Here is a 15,263-nt window from a genome sequence, read left to right on the forward strand (position 1 = left end):
CGGGCTACAGCACAGCCAGGCGCAGCAGCAGGTTGCCCGCCACCTGACGGCGGTAGTCCGCGCTGGCGCGACTATCGTCGATGGGCTTCACTTCATGGCTGACGATCTTGGCCGCGCGCGTCAGGGCCGAGAGTCCCAGGCGCTCGCCGACCAGGGCCGTCTCGGCCTCCGGGCAGCGCCACACTGTCGGCCCCACGGAGCCCCAGGCCAGGCGCGCCTCGGCCACGCGGCCGCGCTCCAGCCGAACCAGTGCGGCCAGGCTCACCACGGCCACGGCCAGCGCGCCCCTGCGCCCCACCTTCTCGAACCGTCGTATCTGAAAGCCTTGCGTCGGCCGCGCGCGAACCGCGGTGAGCACCTCGCCCGGAGCAAGGCGCGTGCGCCCAGGCCCGGTGATGAACTCCGAAAGGGGCACGCGCCGTAGGCCCGAGGCCGAGGCCAGCTCGACCTCCGCGCCCAGGGCCAGCAACGGCGGCAGGGCGTCGCCCGCGGGCGAGGCCGTGCAGATGTTCCCGCCCAGGGTGCCCATGTTGCGGATGGGCGGAGAGCCCAGTTCGCAGAGCGCGGCGCAGAGTTCCGGCAACTCCGAGCGCACCAGCGGGTGGGCCAGCAGTTCCGCATGGGTGCAGGCCGCACCCAGGCCCAGCGCCCCGCAGGGGCGGCGCTCCACACCGTGCAGGGCGGAGATTCCCCCAAGGCGCACCAGGGTTTCGGGCCGCGGCTCTCCGCGCTGGTCCGCCTGGCGCAGCCGCACCAGCAAATCGGTTCCTCCGGCCATGATCTTTGCGCCGGGCTGGGCCAGGGCCTCGAAAAGCTCCGGCAGGTCGCGAGGAGCAAGCACCCTCATTGCGCGCCCCGCTTCTTGGCCTCGCGTTGTTCCTGCGCGGCGGCCTGCACCGCGTCCACGATCATGACGTAGCCGGTGCAGCGGCACAGATTGCCGGAGATGGCCCGGCGCGTCTCTTCCCGCGTGGGCTGGGGATTTTCCGCCAACAGCGCGGCCGCGGCGATGGTCATGCCCGGCGTGCAGAAGCCGCACTGCACGGCCCCGTGGTCGGCGAAGGCGCGCTGGAGGGGATGCGGGGCCTCGGGCGTGCCCAGGCCGCTTGCGGTCATGATGGCGCGGCCCTCCAACTGGACGGCCAGCATCAGGCAGGAGAGCTTGTGCACGCCATCCACCAGCACGGAGCAGGCCCCGCACTCGCCCGTGCCGCAGCCTTCCTTCACGTCCAGGGCGCCCAGCCCGCGCAGCAGGTCCACGGCGCGCGCGTCCGGGGCCGCGTCCACGGTCATGGGGCGTCCGTTGAGCAGAAACGATATGGTCACTCGGTCCTCCGGGGCTTGGTGGCGAGAAGCCGGAGCACGCGCTCCGGGGTGAACGGCGGCCTGCGCAAGAGCCGCAGCGCGGTGGTCGAGGGCTTTCCGCCCAGGGCATGGCGCAGGGCGGCGGCGACGGCCGGAACAGGGCCGCTCATGCCAACCTCGCCAACCCCCTTGAGGCCGCCTGGGCCGGATTCTTCGCAGCCTTCGACAGCGTGGGACTCCATGTCCGGCAGATCCAGGGCCGTGGGGATGAGGTAGGTGGACAGGTCGCCGGTCAGGATGCGCCCGTCGTCCAGGAGGAAGTCCTCGAACAAGGCCAGACCCAGGCCCTGTGCCGCGCCGCCGTGGGCCTGCTGGTCGAAGCCCTGGCGCGAGAGCACGCGGCCGCCGTCGGTGACGGTGACGTAGTCGCACACGCGCACCTGCCCGGTGAGTTCGTCGGCCTCGATGCGCACAAGGTGCGCGGCGTAGGCGAAGATGAGGTGCGGAAAGCCGATGAGAAATCCCCGTGCCGTGGCCGAGGCCTCGCGCGCCACGGGCATGAGGAATTCTCCCACGGCGATGCGGTCGTCGCGCGGGAGGAAGCGCGCCAGCGCGTCGAGGGCGATGGATGCGCCCGTGGGCTTGTGGACCACTTTCCCGGCTTCGAGCGCCAGCCCGTCCAGGGTGTCGCGCATGAGCGCCATGGTCGCGCGGGCCAGCAGCTTGGCCTTGAGGCCTGCGCACGCGCGCAAGAGCGCGTTGCCGAAGGTGTAGGTGGTGCGCCCGGCGGCGGAGGAACCGGACGGGTGGCAGCGTTCGGTGTCGGGCATGACCAGGCCGATGGCCTGCGCCTCCTGGTTCAGCTCCTGGGCGGCCAGCCGGGCGAAGGCCGAGGTGTTGCCCTGGCCCATGTCGGCCACGGAGGCATAGACCAGAAAGCCGCCTTCCTCGGTCAGCTCCACCTTGGCGATGGCCATGTCCGGCAGGCCCCGGCCGTAGCCCATGCCGTTGAACACCGCGGCCAGGCCAACACCCCGCCGGGTGAAGGCCGGGGCCTCCTTGCGCCACTGTTCGCGCCCGGTCCACAGGGGGTGGGCGGCCAGGGCGTCCAGGCAGGCTGGCAGTTCGGCGGAGCCCATGCGCACCCCGCAGCCGTTTTCGTCGCCGCTGCGCAGGGCGTTCTTGCGCCGCAGTTCAAGGGGGTCCATGCCGAGCTTGGCGGCCAGCTCGTCCATGAGGCCCTCGAAGGCCGGGCTGGCCTGCACCACGCCGAAGCCCCGGAAGGCCCCGGCGATGGGGTTGTTGGTGTAGACGCAACGGCCCTCCACGCGCAGGCTGGGCACCCGGTACGGCCCGCAGGCGTGCTCCATGGACAGTTCCATGACCTCGCCGCCCAGGTGGGCGTAAGCCCCGGTGTCGTACAGCATCTCGCAGGTGAAGGCCGTGAGCGTGCCGTCCTCCTGCGCGCCCAGGGCGCAGGAAAGGCGGGCGGCGTGGCGCTTGAACCCGGCCAGCATGGACTCCTCGCGGTCCCAGGCCATGCGCACGGGTCTGCCCCCGGCGTAGAGCGCGGCCAGGGCCAACAGGCACTGCACCGTGGCTCCGTCCTTGCCGCCGAAGCCGCCGCCCATGTGCGGCGCGCGGATGCGGATGGACAGGGGGTCCAGCCCCAGGGCCGCGCCGATCTCGAAGCGGTCGCGGAAGGGCGACTGGGTGCTCAGGACCATCTCCAGGCCGCCATCGGGCAATTGTCTCGCCACGCCGCACTGCGTCTCCAGAAAGGCGTGTTCCTGCACGGGCGAGAAGAACTCTCCGCGCACGCTGACCGGCGCGGCCTTGAGCTCCTTCCTGGCGTCGCCCTTTTTGATCACCGCGTGCATGAGCAGGTTGCCGTCCTTGCGGTCGGGGTGCACCAGCGGCGCGCCGCGCTTGAGGGCGGCCTCCGGGTCGAAGACGCCGGGCAGGGGCGCAAGCTCGGCGCGCATGGCCGCCAGGGCGGCGCGCAGAGCGGCCGGGCTTTCGGCCAGCACCAGGGCCACGGGATCGCCCGCATGACGGATGCGCTCCCGGCAGAGCACGGGCTGGTCCTTGTGCACGATGCCGTGGCGACCCTGGCCGGGCACATCGGCCGCGGTGAGCACGCGCAGCACGCCTGGCACGGCCAGGGCGGCTTGGCGGTCCACGGCCACGATCCGCGCGTGGGCCATGCCCATGGACGCGCCCGGTCGGTAGGCTCCGGCGTGCAGACAGCCTTCCGGCATGTCGTCAAAGGCGTACCGTTCCGCGCCTGCGGCCTTGGAAAGGGCATCGGCCCTGGGAACGCGGGCGGGGGGGGAGAGAATGTCGGCCATGGGCGGCTACTCCGGCACGGGCAGAATGGTCACTTCAGGCGCGCCGTGTTCGCGGCTGGCCCGGTGCATGTCCGCCACCACCTGGACGGCCAGGGCATTCATCTCCGGAGTGGCCAGGCGCAGCCCGGCCAGGGTGGCCGGTTCAAGGAAGCGTTGGGCCATGATGCCGTCCGGCCCTGGGCCTGTCTCCCCGAACCACAGCGGCATGAAGGCGCAGTAAAAAAATCCGGCCCGGCGCAGCAGCTCGGCTGCGTGGCCGGTCCAGGCCTCGCCCAGGCACAAGAACAGTTGCACCACCACGGCCCGGTCCGCTTTTCCGGCCTCCAGCTCCTCGGCCAGGCGCGCGGCAAAGTCCGCGCCGATGCGGGTCACCGTGACGCGGCGCACCCCGGCGAAGGCGAAATGCCGCGACTCAAGCACCGTGCGGGCCTGGGCCGGAACCGGGGCGTCGCCTGGCGCGACCTCGCGGTGCAGCGGCCAGCAGCCCAGAAGCGCCTGCACGTTCTGCCCCCAGAGGCCGGGCAGGAACAGGGGGCCGGGCGTGATCGTGTCCACGCGCTGGGCGTACAGGCAGCTGGCGCGGCCGGTGACGCCCTCGCCCGCGTAGGCGCTCTCCGGCATCAGGCCCGGCTCCAGCCCGCAGGCGACGAACCCCGAGCCGTGGATCATCTTCTGCGTCGCCATGTGGTGGCACACTGCCTCGCCGTATATGCCATCCACGCCGTCCAACTGGCCGAAGAGGTTCTCCACTGCGAAGCGGTGGATGCGGAAGGCCGCGAAGCTTTGGCGATAGGCCTTGTCCACCATGCCCTGCCCGTATTCGTAAAAGCGCGGGTTGGGCGGCGAGCTCCGGTAGATGGCCATGTGTCCGGCGATGGCGCCGTCCGCGGCGCACGCCACGATGGTGTGCGTGCTTCCGGACCGGTTGGCTTCGATGAGCAGTTCGGGCACGTAGGGCTCGTCCACGGGGTAGGTGTCCCCGTAGGTCTGGTAGAACAGGCGGCCCACGCCGGGCGCGTCCTCGGGCCGGAACAGCCGGTATTCGAGCTTTTGTCCGGGGACAAGGTCCGCATACGAGGCCTTGATGGTTGCGAGAGCCTCGGCGCGGGTCATTGAGCTCCCTCGATGTGGCGGGCGAAGTCCTCAAGGGTCTTGAGGGTGAACGCGTGCTCGTCGTCCATGGCCAGGCCGTAGCGCTCCTCCACAAGGGCGCAAAAGGCCGGGAAGTCAACGGAATCGACGCCCTGGCGCAGCAGGGGAGAGGAGGCGTCCAGGTTCTTGGCCAGTTCGGGCTTCACCCCGGCTTCGGCCAAGAGCGAACGCAATTCGTCCAAGGATATCCGCATGTCGGTCGCTCCTTGCGGGTTACGGCTGGCGCAGGCGGAAACGCTGCACCTTGCCCGTGGGGGTCTTGGGAAGCTCGTCCAGGAAGCGCACGCGGACCGGGCACTGCTGCGGGGGCAGCAGGCCACGGGCGTGGCGCAGGATGTCCTGGGCGAGCTGGGGATCCGCGGCGAAGCCGGGGCGCGGCACAACATGCGCGCAGGGGCGCACCAGCCCGTCCACGGCCAGGGCCGCAACGGCGCAGTCCAGCACGGCCGGGTGCGTGCGCAGGGCTTCCTCCACCTGTACGGGGGAGACGAAGTGCGCCCCGACCTTCAGCATGTCGTCCTTGCGGCCTCTGTGAGAATACACGCCATCCTCGCGCACGTAAACATCCCCGGTTCTGAGCCAGCCGTCGGGCAGCATGGTCTCGGCGGTTTTGTCCGGCCGTTTCCAGTAGGCCCGGCAGATTCCCGGCCCCTGGATGAGCAGCTCGCCCGGCACGCCATCGGGCGCATCGGCCCCGGCGTCGTCCACGATGCGGACCGTGAAGCCGGGCACGGGCGTTCCGCTTGCGCCGCAGCGCACCGCGCCGGGGCGGTTGGAAAGGAACAGGTTGAACGCCTCGGTGGAGCCTATGCCGTCCAGAAGCTCCAGCCCCGTCGCGCGGGTCCATTCTCGGCACAGGCCTTCGGGCAGGGCCTCGCCGGCGGAGTAGCACAGCCGCAGGGAGGAGAGGTCGTCGCCCTGGCCGGGATCGTAGGCGCGCAGCAGCATGGCGTACAGGGTGGGCACGCAGAAGAACAGCGTGGGCCGGTGCCGGACGATGGCGGTGAACAGCTCCACCGGGCCGGGCTTTTCGGACAGCAGCACGGCCGTTGCCCCTGCGGCCAGCGGCAGGCTTACGCTGCAGATAAGCCCATAGGCGAAGGACAGCTTGCTGGCGGAGAAGAGCACATCGCGCGGGCCGACCCCCAGGATCTCGGTGGCCCAGCCCCGAGTGGGCTCAAGCAGGTCTTCCTGGGCGTGGGGCACGCCTTTGGGGCGGCCCGTGGAGCCGGAGCTGTACAGCATGAAGCCTGGCGCTTCCGGCTGCGGGGCCTCGGCGTCGCATTCGGAGGAAAAGCCGGAAAGTCCCCAAGGGCCGTCCATGCTGCACGGAAGGGCCAGCCTCAGGCCGGGGACCGTCCGTGCGACCTCCATGGCCGGGCTGTCCTCCGGGGCGATGAGCGCCGCTGCCTCGCAGTCCTGCAGAACGAACTTCAGGTCGTCCGGCGAAAGCTGCGCATGTACCGGCGTGGGGCAGGCGGAAAGCAGCATGGCCCCCAGGAAGGCCTTGACCGCGCCGAAGCTGTCCGGAAGGCAGAGCACCACCCTGTCTCCGGGGCGCACCCCGCGGGCGCGCAGCAGGTTGGCGAAACGGGCGGCGTCGGCCGCCAGGGCCTGATGGGTCAGGACATCGTCGCCGCAGAGATAGGCGGCCTTGTCCGGGTGCTGGGTCCGGTTGCGGTCCAGCAATTGCGCCGCGATGTTGGGGCGTGTGGCCATGGCGTTCTCCTGCCGGTGGTGGGTTTGGGCGCCAAGCGCCCGATGATGTGGATAGCAGAGGGCGAACGCCGTGGTCAACACGTTGGATATTGCGGCGCAAGCCCTGGCCGTGCTTTACAGGCAAGGGGCTTCGGGCTATTGAAAACAATGCGCAAAAGCGTCTTGCCTTCGGTTTGGTGCGCACGGCTGGCCTTGGCGCTGGCGGCGGTGCTGCTGTCTGTCTCGCAGGCCACGGCGGCCGGGCCGAAACGGGCCTCGCTGGTGCTGCAATGGCAGCCACAGGCGCAGTTCGCCGGGTTCTACGTGGCCCACGAAAAAGGCTTCTACCGCGAGGCCGGGGTGGACCTGACACTGATCCCCGGCGGGCAGGATGTGGTGGCCTCGCGTCTGTTGGCCCAGGGGCAGGCCCAGTTCGCCACCATGTTTTTGGCCACCGGCCTGGAGCGCCACGCCAGCACGGCGGGCACGCCCCAGGCCGTGGTGCATCTGTCCCAGCTGGTGCAGCGATCGGCGCTCATGCTCGTCACCCGCGCCGATTCCGGCATCCGTGAGCCGCGCGACCTGCACGGCCGCCGCGTGAGCCTGTGGGACAACGAGTTCAAGCTCCAGCCCTTGGCCCTGTTCCGTCGGCTGGGCATCACCCCCGTGCTGCTGCCGCAATCCAGCACCATGGGATTGTTCCTGCGCGGCGGCGTGGATGCGGTTTCGGCCATGTGGTACAACGAGTATCACACCCTGCTGGCTGCGGGCTTCGAGCCGGAGGACCTGCGTTTGTTCTTTTTCCGCGACCTGGACCTGAACTATCCGGAGGACGGCATCTACACCCTGGAGAAGACCCTCAAGGCGGACCCCGCACTGTGCCGCGCCGTGGTGGACGCCAGCCTGCGCGGCTGGCGCTACGCCTTCGACCACCCGGAGGAGGCGCTGGACATCGTGCTGGCGCGGATGCGCGAGGCCCATGTCCCGGTGAGCCGCGTGCACCAGCGCTTTATGCTGGCGCGGATGCGGGACGTTATGCTGCCCTCGGCTCAGTGCGATGCTCCTTTTGGCGAGCTCAAACCGGAGGATTTCGACCGGGTGGCCCGTGACCTTGCCGCCTTCGGCACGCTCAAGGGCGCTCCTTCCTTTGCGGCCTTTTCCCGCGGCGGGGCCCTTGTGGCCGGGACTGCGCAATGACGGCGCTGTTCCCCTCCGGGCTTGCCCGGCGGCTTTCGCTGCTGGTGCTCACCGCCGCCGGCGCGGTGTTCGCGGCCATTGTGCTGGCCACGTATTTCATGGCCAGGGAGGCCCTTATGCGCCACGTGGAGACCGGGGCGCGCAACAAGGCCGCGTCCATCGTCTTCCGCATAGAGTCCGTGCTCGCGCCCATTCCCCGCGTGGTGGAGGGCATCATCTACGACATGGAGGACGGGCGCATGGGCGAGGCGGACATGTTCCAGCGCCAGCGCCGCGTGCTTCAGGACAACGACGCCCTCTACGGCACGGCCGTGGCTTTCGAGCCGGGCGGCTGGACGCCGGGCCGCGTGCATTTCGCGCCCTACACCTTCCGCTCGCCCCTTGGCCCCAAGGCGACCTTTCTGGGCGGTGAGAACTACCGTTACCACGCCATGGACTGGTACCAGATTCCCCGCGAACTGGACCGCATGGAGTGGAGCGAACCATATTTCGACGAAGGCGGCGGCAATTCCCTCATGGCCACGTGCTCGGCCCCGTTCCACAGGCTGGAGGGCGGCCGCGAGGTGGTCGCCGGGGTGGTCACGGCCGATGTCACCCTGGAGTGGCTCAAGCGTTTGGTGGCCGGAACCTCCGTGCTGGACACGGGGTATGCCTTCCTCATCACCAAAAACGGCACCTACGTGACCCACCCCTCGCCGGGCGTGGCCTTCAACGAGACCGTCTTCAGCCGGGCCGAGGAATACGGCGATGCCGCGCTGCGGACCATCGGCAAGGACATGGTCCGGGGCGGATCGCGTTTTGTGGAGGTGAAGAGCCACCACACGGGCAGGCAAGGCTTTCTGGTCTACGCGCCCCTGCCCACCACGGGCTGGTCGCTGGGCGTGTTCTACCCGCGCGACGAGCTCCTGGCGGATGTGAACCGCCTGGCTTTGATCTCGGCCGGACTGGGCGGCGGCGGCTTCCTGGCCTTGGCCGCGCTCATCGCCTTCATCGCCCGGGGCATCACCCGGCCGCTGTCGCGCCTGAGCGCAGCCGCCCGCGAGGTGGCCGGCGGCAATCTCGACGCGCCACTTCCCGCGCCAGCGGCAAAAGACGAGGTGCGCGAACTGGCCGAGAGCTTCGGCCACATGCAGCGCTCCCTCAAGGACTACATCCGCGACCTGACCCAGGCCACGGCCAGCCGCGAGCGCATGGAGAGCGAACTGCGCATCGCCCATGACATCCAGATGGGCATTCTGCCCAAGATATTCCCGCCCTTCCCGGACAGGAGCGACATCGACCTCTACGCCAGCCTGACCCCTGCACGCGAGGTGGGCGGCGACTTCTACGACTTCTTCCCCTGCGGGGACGACCAGTTCTGCTTCCTGGTGGGCGATGTATCCGGCAAGGGGGTGCCCGCAGCCTTTTACATGGCCGTGGCCAAGACCTTGATCAAGGCCGTCGCTGAAAGCCCGGCCTATGCGGGGCACCGCGTCTCCGACTATCTGCCCGGCGGGTTGACTCGGCCCGCGCGGCGCTGCGCCGATCCGGGCGGCATCCTCTCCCGCGCCAGCAACGACCTAGCCCAGGACAACGATTCGTGCATGTTCGTGACCATCTTTTGCGCCGTGCTGGACATGAAGACCGGCGAACTGCGCTATGCATCGGCCGGGCACAACCCGCCGCTGCTCCTGCGGGCCGACGGCCGCGCCGAGTATCTGGCCACCCGCCAGGAGCCGGTGGCCGGGGCCATGGAGGGCGTGGCCTATACGACCGACACCCTGACCCTTGCGCCCGGAGACGGGCTTGTCCTGTTCACCGACGGCGTCACCGAGGCCATGAACGCGGCCCAGGAATTGTATGGCGAGGCCCGGTTGATGGCCCAGGCGCGGAGCCTGTACGGCCTGGACGCGCGCGCCCGCTGCGAGCATCTTTCGGCGGAGGTGCGCGCCTTTGCCGCAGGGGCGGAACAGTCCGACGACATCACCCTGCTGGCCCTGACCTATCAGGGGCCGGAGGACAGCCTGGGCTAGCATGGCCCGCAACGCAGGAGGAATGCATGGAGTTCACCGAAGTCAAGGAAGGGGCTTTTCTGGTTCTGGCCGTGTCCGGCCGCATGGACACCCTCACCGCTCCGCAGTTCGAGGCCCGCTGCCAAACCTGCCTTGAGGCGGGAAGCACGCGCTTGGTGGTGGATTTGGGCGGGCTGGAATACATCAGCAGCGCGGGTCTGCGCAGCATCCTGGCCGCGGCCAAGAAGCTCAAGGCCGCCGGGGGCGATCTGGCCTTTTGCTCCCTTTCCGGCATCGTGGCCGAGGTGTTCGCCGTGTCCGGATTCAACAAGCTTCTGCCGGTCTTCGCCGACAGGGCCCAGGCCCTGGCCAGAGCATAGGAGCAGGAACGTGCGGCGTTTGCGCCTGCCCGCCCAGGAGGAGAGCCTCCCCATCTTTCGCCAGCTGGCGCTGGACGAAGCCACGCGCGCGGGGCTTGACCCGGCCGCCATGCAGCGGGTGGAGCTGGTGCTGGAGGAGGCGCTGGTGAACGTCATCCGCCATGCCTACACGCCGGATGCGCCGGAGCCCCTGGCCGAACTGGCCTGTGGCGTGGACGAAGGCGGCGTGTTCCGGTTGCGGCTCACGGATTGGGGCGCGCCCTTCGATCCCGTGGCGTCGGCGGGCGCAGGTCCTGGCGCTTCTTTTCCCGGCGCGGAAGCCGGGCAGCCTGGGGAGCACGATCTGCACGCGCAGCTGGAGTCCAACCTGGGGGCCGACCTGGAACACCGCCTGCCCGGCGGCATGGGCCTGTTCCTCATCCTCACCATGAGTCATCCCGCCTATGCGCGCCAGGGCGATGCCAACGTGCTCACCCTGAGCTTCCCCCCGGAATCGGGCGGTTCCAAGGCCTGATTCCGGCCCCCCTGCCTGGCTGCATGGCCGTCCGGCGCCCTGCACGGCCCAGGGCGTCCCGCTGTCATGCCCTTTGGGGCCTCCCTGTGCGGGAGGCCCAAGAATGGCGCCAGTGTTCCACAACCGTGAGTCATCCCGCCTATGCGCGCCAGGGCGATGCCAACGTGCTCACCCTGAGCTTCACCTCGGAATCGGGCGGTTCCAAGGCCTGATTCCGGCCCCCCTGCCTGGCTGCATGGCCGTCCGGCGCCCTGCACGGCCCAGGGCGTCCCGCTGTCATGCCCTTTGGGGCCTCCCTGTGCGGGAGGCCCAAGAATGGCGCCAGTGTTCCACAACCGTGACGCGCGCGTTTCTTCGCAACGCCGCTTGCCCGGAAAAAGAAATGTGTGCTATGACCTACGTACTTGGGTCCAAGGCCTAATGCGCAGTAAGTATTACGCCGATGAAACTGGATATTTTCCCGGTCTACGCAATAGTGCGGCCCCGGCAATCCGTCAGGAGGATTCATGATGCCACGCTCCATCAAGACCCGGCTCGTCCTGGGACTCGTCTCTGTTATCGCGATCATTCTCGCGGGGATTATGGTCATCGTGGCGTTCAGCTTCAGCAGCCAGTCACGGGAAGCCTTCCTGCGGGCGGCCAAGGGCGAGATGTCCCAGCTGGACTACGCCATCACGCTGTTTTTGGACGAAAGCATGAAGAACGCCGACATGCTGGCCAAAGCGCCTGCCATGCAGCAATTGGGCGAGGTGACCACCAACCACCTGTCCACCACGGAGAAGAGCAGCGCCAAGGTGGCCGAGGGAGACGCGGCCGGACGCAGGATCGTGGACTTCTTCGCCGCCGTGCAGGCGTCGCACCCGGCCTACGTGGAGGTGTTTCTGGGCAACGAGCGCGGCAGCTTCGTCAGTTCGCTGGAATCGTCCGCAATGCCTGCCGGGTACGACCCACGCAAGCGGCCCTGGTACTCCGAGGCGAAGCCCGTTGTGGACAAGGCCACCCTTTCCAAGGCCTACATGTCCACCACAGGCGAGGCCGTGACCAGCGCAGCGCGCACCGTGCTCCGCAACGGGACCGTTGTCGGCGTGGTGGGCATCGACATTTCCCTCAAGAATCTTACCGAACTGGTCAAATCAGTGAAACTGGGCGAGTCCGGCTATGTGGCGCTGGTGCAGGACGACGGCGTGGTCCTGGCCGATCCGCGGCACGATGCCTTCAACTTCAAGAAGGTTGGGGAGATCGAGTCCAAGCACCTGGACGCGCTGTTCAAGATGGAGGCCGGGAGCCAGGAGTTCGAGATCGACGGGAAGAAGTATCTGGGCATCGTGTACACTTCGCCCAAGACCAAGTGGAAGCTCATGGGCTTCATGGAGCTTTCCGAAATCAACGCCCCGGTCAAGAGCACCCTTTATCTTCTCGGCTTTGTGGGCATCGTCAGCCTTGCCGTCATGGCCCTGGCCATTTGGCTGGTGAGCAACAACTTCATCCTCAAGCCGCTTTCCGCCGTGTCCAGCTTTGTGGCGGGCATCGCCAAGGGCGTGTACGACCACCGCATCGGCCACCAGCGCCAGGACGAGATCGGCGCCATTTACGATGCCCTCAACACCACCGCGGGCGTGCTTGAACAGAACATCAAGGACATTCAGGCCAAGACCCTGGAGGCGGAGGAAAAGGCCCGCGCCGCCGAACTGGCCAAGGCCGACGCCGATGAAGCCAGGCGCAACGCCGAGCACGCCAAGAGCGAGGGAATGCTTGCCGCGGCGGGCAAGCTGGAGGCCATCGTGGGCATCGTGTCCTCGGCGTCCTCGCAGCTTTCCGCACAGATCGGCGAATCCAGCCGCGGGGCGGAGCGCCAGGCCATGCGCATCACCGAAACCGCCACCGCCATGGAGGAGATGAACGCCACCGTCCTTGAGGTGGCCAAGAACGCCGGGCAGGCGGCCGAGACCTCCGACGGCGCGCGCAAGAAGGCGCAAAGTGGCGCGGAGGTCGTGCACAAGGTCATGAGCGGCATGAGCGACGTGCAGCAGCAAACCGCCAAGCTCAAGGTCGACATGGGCACCCTTGGCAAACAGGCCGAGGACATTGGGCGCATCATGACCGTCATCACCGACATTGCCGACCAGACCAACCTGCTGGCGCTCAATGCCGCCATTGAGGCCGCGCGCGCGGGCGACGCCGGGCGCGGCTTCGCCGTGGTGGCCGACGAGGTGCGCAAGCTGGCGGAGAAGACCATGACCGCCACCAAGGAAGTGGGCGAGGCCATCAGCGCCATTCAGCACGGCACGCGTTCCAACGTGGAGGGCGTGGACAAGAGCGTGCACCTCATTACCGAAGCCACCACCCTGGCCGACCAGTCCGGAAAGGCCCTGCAGGAGATCGTCCACCTGGTCGACGCCGCCTCGGACCAGGTGCGCTCCATCGCCACCGCCAGCGAGGAACAGTCCGCCGCCAGCGAGGAGATCAGCCACTCCATCGAGCAGGTGAGCTCCATCGCCAACGAGACCTCACAGGCCATGGGCGAGGCGGCCAAGGCCGTGGAGGAGCTGGCGCGCCAGGCCCAGATCCTCAATTCGCTCATTGTCCAGCTGCGCGAGGAGGCCGGACAGGTCGCCTAACCGCGACTGCGCATGTCCAGGGCGGCCTCTCCTCCGGGGGGGCCGCCCTTTTTGCGCCCGGCGGACGGCTTGCGCGCCGCGGACCTTTGGGCTAAAATCATACCGTTCATGTTCCTTCCACCGCCCACCGCCGGAGCTCTTCATCCATGAAAGACATCGCCAAGTTCCTCTCGGGGTTCAAGAAGTTTCAGCGCACCTATTTCTGCGGCGACAGCGAGCTGTTCAAGGACTTGAGCCATGCCCAGAATCCCAAGGTGCTGGTCATCGCCTGCTCGGACTCCAGGGTCGATCCGGCTTTGCTGACCGGCTGCGAGCCCGGCGACATGTTCGTCGTGCGCAACGTGGCCAACCTGGTGCCCCCGTACGAGACGTCGCCCGGCCGACACGGCGTGAGCGCCGCCCTGGAGTACGCGGTGAAGGTGCTGGAGGTGGAGCACGTCATCGTGCTTGGACATTCGTGCTGCGGCGGCATCCACGCCCTCATGTCCCCCCGGAAGGAGGAGCTCGGCGAATTCATCGCGCCGTGGGTCAAGATCGCCGAACCGGCTCTGCTTGAGGTGGGCGAGAAGCTTTCGGAGAAGGACGAGCCTTTGCGCCAACGCGCCTGCGAACAGGCGGCGGTGCTGGTGTCTTTGGAGAACCTGCTCACCTTCCCCTGGCTGTGGGAGCGGGTGATGCAGGAGCGCGTGTACCTGCACGGCTGGTATTTCGACATGCAGAAGGGCGAGCTGTTGAGCTACCTGCCGGAGACCGGCTCCTTCGAGCCGCTGGTCGCCCGGTGCGTGGCCGCTCCCAAATAGCCGACGGGCTGGCGAGCCAACGGAAAACGGCCGGGTGCGACGTGCCCCCGGCCGTTTTTGGTTCTTTGCTTTGGCTCAGCGCTTGATTTTTGGCGGCCCCATGAGCAGCATTTCGGCGATGGTCAGGTTGACGCGCGGGTGCCGCGACATGCCCCCCTGCCCGAGCAGGTCCATTTCCAGCCGGGCCAGTTCCGAGAGCAGCGGCGTGCGGTCCAGCAGGGCTGGCGGGCAGGTCTTGGCACGCTGCTGGGCGCGGTCGCAACCGGGGAAGGCTGCGGTCTCGCCGCCGGGCTTGTGCAGCACGTTGGGCACGCCGTGCAGGCGGCAGACCATGGGCCTATGGGCATAGATGCCGCAAACGAGCCCGCCGTCCCGCTGCTCGCTGGCCGGGCAGGGCACGCGGGGCCGTGTGCCGGGCAGGGCGTTCTGGTGGATGCGCACGTAGGTTTCCGCCTGGGCCAGCATGTCCTGGCGCCGGTCCTCCGGCAGGGCGGCGAAGCCCTCCCAAAGGACCATCCATTCCGCATAGGTGTGGTGGCGGAAGAGCGTTTCGCAGCAGCTGTCCGTGCAGCCGTCGCAGGAAAGACCAATGGCCTTGGCCGATGCGTCGTAGGCCTGGTCCATGCGCGCGTACAGGTCGCGCAGGCGCTTCAACACCGGATGCTTGGCGTTTTTCTTCATCCCTTGGGTTCCGTTTTGTCGGCGGCGAGCCACTCGTACAGCCGCTCCAGGCTGTGGTGCTGGTCGCCCGCATCGGTGCTGACGGTGAAGTCTGCCGCTGCGACATAGAGTGGCTGGCGTTCGTGGTAGAGGTCTTCGCGGGTGCGGCCGGGGGCGATGGCCAGGCCCCGGTTGCCGCCATCGCCCACGCGCTTCAAGAAGCTTTCCAGGCTGATGTCCAGGTGCACGACCGGACCGAGCAGGCTGAGGCGTTCCATGGCCTGGCGCCCGTAGACCACGCTGCCCCCGGTGGAGATGACGGCCCTGCGCACGTTGAGCATGGAAACCAGCGTGTTCTCGGCCTTGAGAAAGGCCTCCAGGCCCAGGCCGTCCAGCAGGTCTTGCAGGGGCAGGCCGTAGAAGGATTCGATGAGCCGGTCAGTGTCCACGTGCGCCCAGCCCAGGCGGTCGGCCAGCAGGCGGCCAAGGGTGCTTTTGCCCGCCCCGGCCATGCCGATGAGGCTGATGGCTCCCTGGGGCCACAGGCGGGGCAAGGGCGCGGACGAGGCTTCTGCGTTCATGCGGGGGGCGGCTCCG

General features: G+C 68.4%; 14 protein-coding genes. 6 read left to right on the forward strand and 8 right to left on the reverse strand.

Annotation, left to right across the window (positions count from 1 at the left end; translation table 11 throughout):
• Positions 1 to 4: 4 nt before the first annotated feature.
• The 6 genes from CHB73_RS04355 to CHB73_RS04380 are packed head-to-tail and all read right to left on the reverse strand — an operon-like array spanning position 5 to position 6,527.
• A complete protein-coding gene (locus tag CHB73_RS04355) occupies positions 5 to 847 on the reverse strand; it encodes an FAD binding domain-containing protein (RefSeq protein WP_089272498.1) in 843 nt (280 codons plus the stop codon).
• Positions 844 to 1,326 (reverse strand): (2Fe-2S)-binding protein, encoded by a 483-nt coding sequence (locus CHB73_RS04360; RefSeq protein WP_235641510.1) that lies wholly within the window; start codon positions 1,324 to 1,326, stop codon positions 844 to 846. The genes CHB73_RS04355 and CHB73_RS04360 overlap by 4 nt, the downstream gene beginning before the upstream one ends.
• Positions 1,323 to 3,656, reverse strand: a complete 2,334-nt coding sequence (locus tag CHB73_RS04365; protein ID WP_089272500.1) for a xanthine dehydrogenase family protein molybdopterin-binding subunit — start codon at positions 3,654 to 3,656, stop codon at positions 1,323 to 1,325. Before CHB73_RS04365 ends, CHB73_RS04360 begins: the two co-directional genes overlap by 4 nt.
• A gap of 6 nt (positions 3,657 to 3,662) precedes the next feature.
• Positions 3,663 to 4,769 carry a hypothetical protein gene (locus CHB73_RS04370; RefSeq protein WP_089272502.1) on the reverse strand — a complete coding sequence of 369 codons (1,107 nt, stop codon included), beginning with the start codon at positions 4,767 to 4,769 and terminating at the stop codon, positions 3,663 to 3,665.
• Positions 4,766 to 5,002, reverse strand: coding sequence for an acyl carrier protein (locus CHB73_RS04375; RefSeq protein WP_089272504.1), 237 nt, complete (start codon positions 5,000 to 5,002; stop codon positions 4,766 to 4,768). Before CHB73_RS04375 ends, CHB73_RS04370 begins: the two co-directional genes overlap by 4 nt.
• A gap of 19 nt (positions 5,003 to 5,021) precedes the next feature.
• On the reverse strand, positions 5,022 to 6,527 hold the full coding sequence (locus CHB73_RS04380; protein ID WP_089272506.1) for a benzoate-CoA ligase family protein: 1,506 nt from the start codon (positions 6,525 to 6,527) through the stop codon (positions 5,022 to 5,024).
• A 147-nt stretch (positions 6,528 to 6,674) separates the two neighbouring features.
• On the opposite strand from CHB73_RS04380, the gene CHB73_RS04385 reads away from it, so the two are divergent.
• From CHB73_RS04385 to CHB73_RS04410, 6 genes are all read left to right on the forward strand, one after another.
• Complete coding sequence (locus tag CHB73_RS04385; protein ID WP_179216889.1) at positions 6,675 to 7,703, forward strand: ABC transporter substrate-binding protein; 1,029 nt, start codon at positions 6,675 to 6,677, stop codon at positions 7,701 to 7,703.
• Positions 7,700 to 9,715: a SpoIIE family protein phosphatase gene (locus CHB73_RS04390; RefSeq protein ID WP_089272510.1), complete on the forward strand. Its 2,016-nt coding sequence runs from the start codon at positions 7,700 to 7,702 to the stop codon at positions 9,713 to 9,715. Before CHB73_RS04385 ends, CHB73_RS04390 begins: the two co-directional genes overlap by 4 nt.
• Positions 9,716 to 9,741: 26 nt before the next feature.
• Positions 9,742 to 10,074, forward strand: a complete 333-nt coding sequence (locus CHB73_RS04395; protein WP_089272512.1) for an STAS domain-containing protein — start codon at positions 9,742 to 9,744, stop codon at positions 10,072 to 10,074.
• Between the two features lie 10 nt (positions 10,075 to 10,084).
• Complete coding sequence (locus CHB73_RS04400; RefSeq protein WP_179216890.1) at positions 10,085 to 10,588, forward strand: ATP-binding protein; 504 nt, start codon at positions 10,085 to 10,087, stop codon at positions 10,586 to 10,588.
• Between the two features lie 506 nt (positions 10,589 to 11,094).
• Positions 11,095 to 13,206, forward strand: a complete 2,112-nt coding sequence (locus CHB73_RS04405) for a methyl-accepting chemotaxis protein (protein ID WP_089272516.1) — start codon at positions 11,095 to 11,097, stop codon at positions 13,204 to 13,206.
• A gap of 146 nt (positions 13,207 to 13,352) precedes the next feature.
• Entirely contained in the window at positions 13,353 to 14,006 is a 654-nt protein-coding gene (locus CHB73_RS04410) for a carbonic anhydrase (protein WP_089272518.1), read from the forward strand.
• Between the two features lie 75 nt (positions 14,007 to 14,081).
• On the opposite strand, the gene CHB73_RS04415 is transcribed toward CHB73_RS04410, so the two are convergent.
• Both CHB73_RS04415 and thrB read right to left on the reverse strand, forming a co-directional pair.
• Positions 14,082 to 14,687, reverse strand: coding sequence for a YkgJ family cysteine cluster protein (locus CHB73_RS04415; protein ID WP_089272520.1), 606 nt, complete (start codon positions 14,685 to 14,687; stop codon positions 14,082 to 14,084).
• Positions 14,684 to 15,247 (reverse strand): homoserine kinase, encoded by a 564-nt coding sequence (gene thrB / locus CHB73_RS04420; RefSeq protein WP_089272522.1) that lies wholly within the window; start codon positions 15,245 to 15,247, stop codon positions 14,684 to 14,686. The genes CHB73_RS04415 and thrB overlap by 4 nt, the downstream gene beginning before the upstream one ends.
• Positions 15,248 to 15,263: the final 16 nt, after the last annotated feature.

Origin of the sequence: Humidesulfovibrio mexicanus (genome assembly GCF_900188225.1) — a bacterium.
Taxonomy (GTDB): domain Bacteria; phylum Desulfobacterota; class Desulfovibrionia; order Desulfovibrionales; family Desulfovibrionaceae; genus Humidesulfovibrio; species Humidesulfovibrio mexicanus.

Coding starts and splice junctions, on each gene's coding strand:
- CHB73_RS04405 (WP_089272516.1), top strand. CDS start 11,095: ATGATGCCACGCTCCATCAAGACCCGGCTCGTCCTGGGACTCGTCTCT.
- CHB73_RS04380 (WP_089272506.1), bottom strand. CDS start 6,527: ATGGCCACACGCCCCAACATCGCGGCGCAATTGCTGGACCGCAACCGG.
- CHB73_RS04365 (WP_089272500.1), bottom strand. CDS start 3,656: ATGGCCGACATTCTCTCCCCCCCCGCCCGCGTTCCCAGGGCCGATGCC.
- CHB73_RS04375 (WP_089272504.1), bottom strand. CDS start 5,002: ATGCGGATATCCTTGGACGAATTGCGTTCGCTCTTGGCCGAAGCCGGG.
- CHB73_RS04410 (WP_089272518.1), top strand. CDS start 13,353: ATGAAAGACATCGCCAAGTTCCTCTCGGGGTTCAAGAAGTTTCAGCGC.
- CHB73_RS04395 (WP_089272512.1), top strand. CDS start 9,742: ATGGAGTTCACCGAAGTCAAGGAAGGGGCTTTTCTGGTTCTGGCCGTG.
- CHB73_RS04355 (WP_089272498.1), bottom strand. CDS start 847: ATGAGGGTGCTTGCTCCTCGCGACCTGCCGGAGCTTTTCGAGGCCCTG.
- thrB (WP_089272522.1), bottom strand. CDS start 15,247: ATGAACGCAGAAGCCTCGTCCGCGCCCTTGCCCCGCCTGTGGCCCCAG.
- CHB73_RS04370 (WP_089272502.1), bottom strand. CDS start 4,769: ATGACCCGCGCCGAGGCTCTCGCAACCATCAAGGCCTCGTATGCGGAC.
- CHB73_RS04385 (WP_179216889.1), top strand. CDS start 6,675: ATGCGCAAAAGCGTCTTGCCTTCGGTTTGGTGCGCACGGCTGGCCTTG.
- CHB73_RS04390 (WP_089272510.1), top strand. CDS start 7,700: ATGACGGCGCTGTTCCCCTCCGGGCTTGCCCGGCGGCTTTCGCTGCTG.
- CHB73_RS04415 (WP_089272520.1), bottom strand. CDS start 14,687: ATGAAGAAAAACGCCAAGCATCCGGTGTTGAAGCGCCTGCGCGACCTG.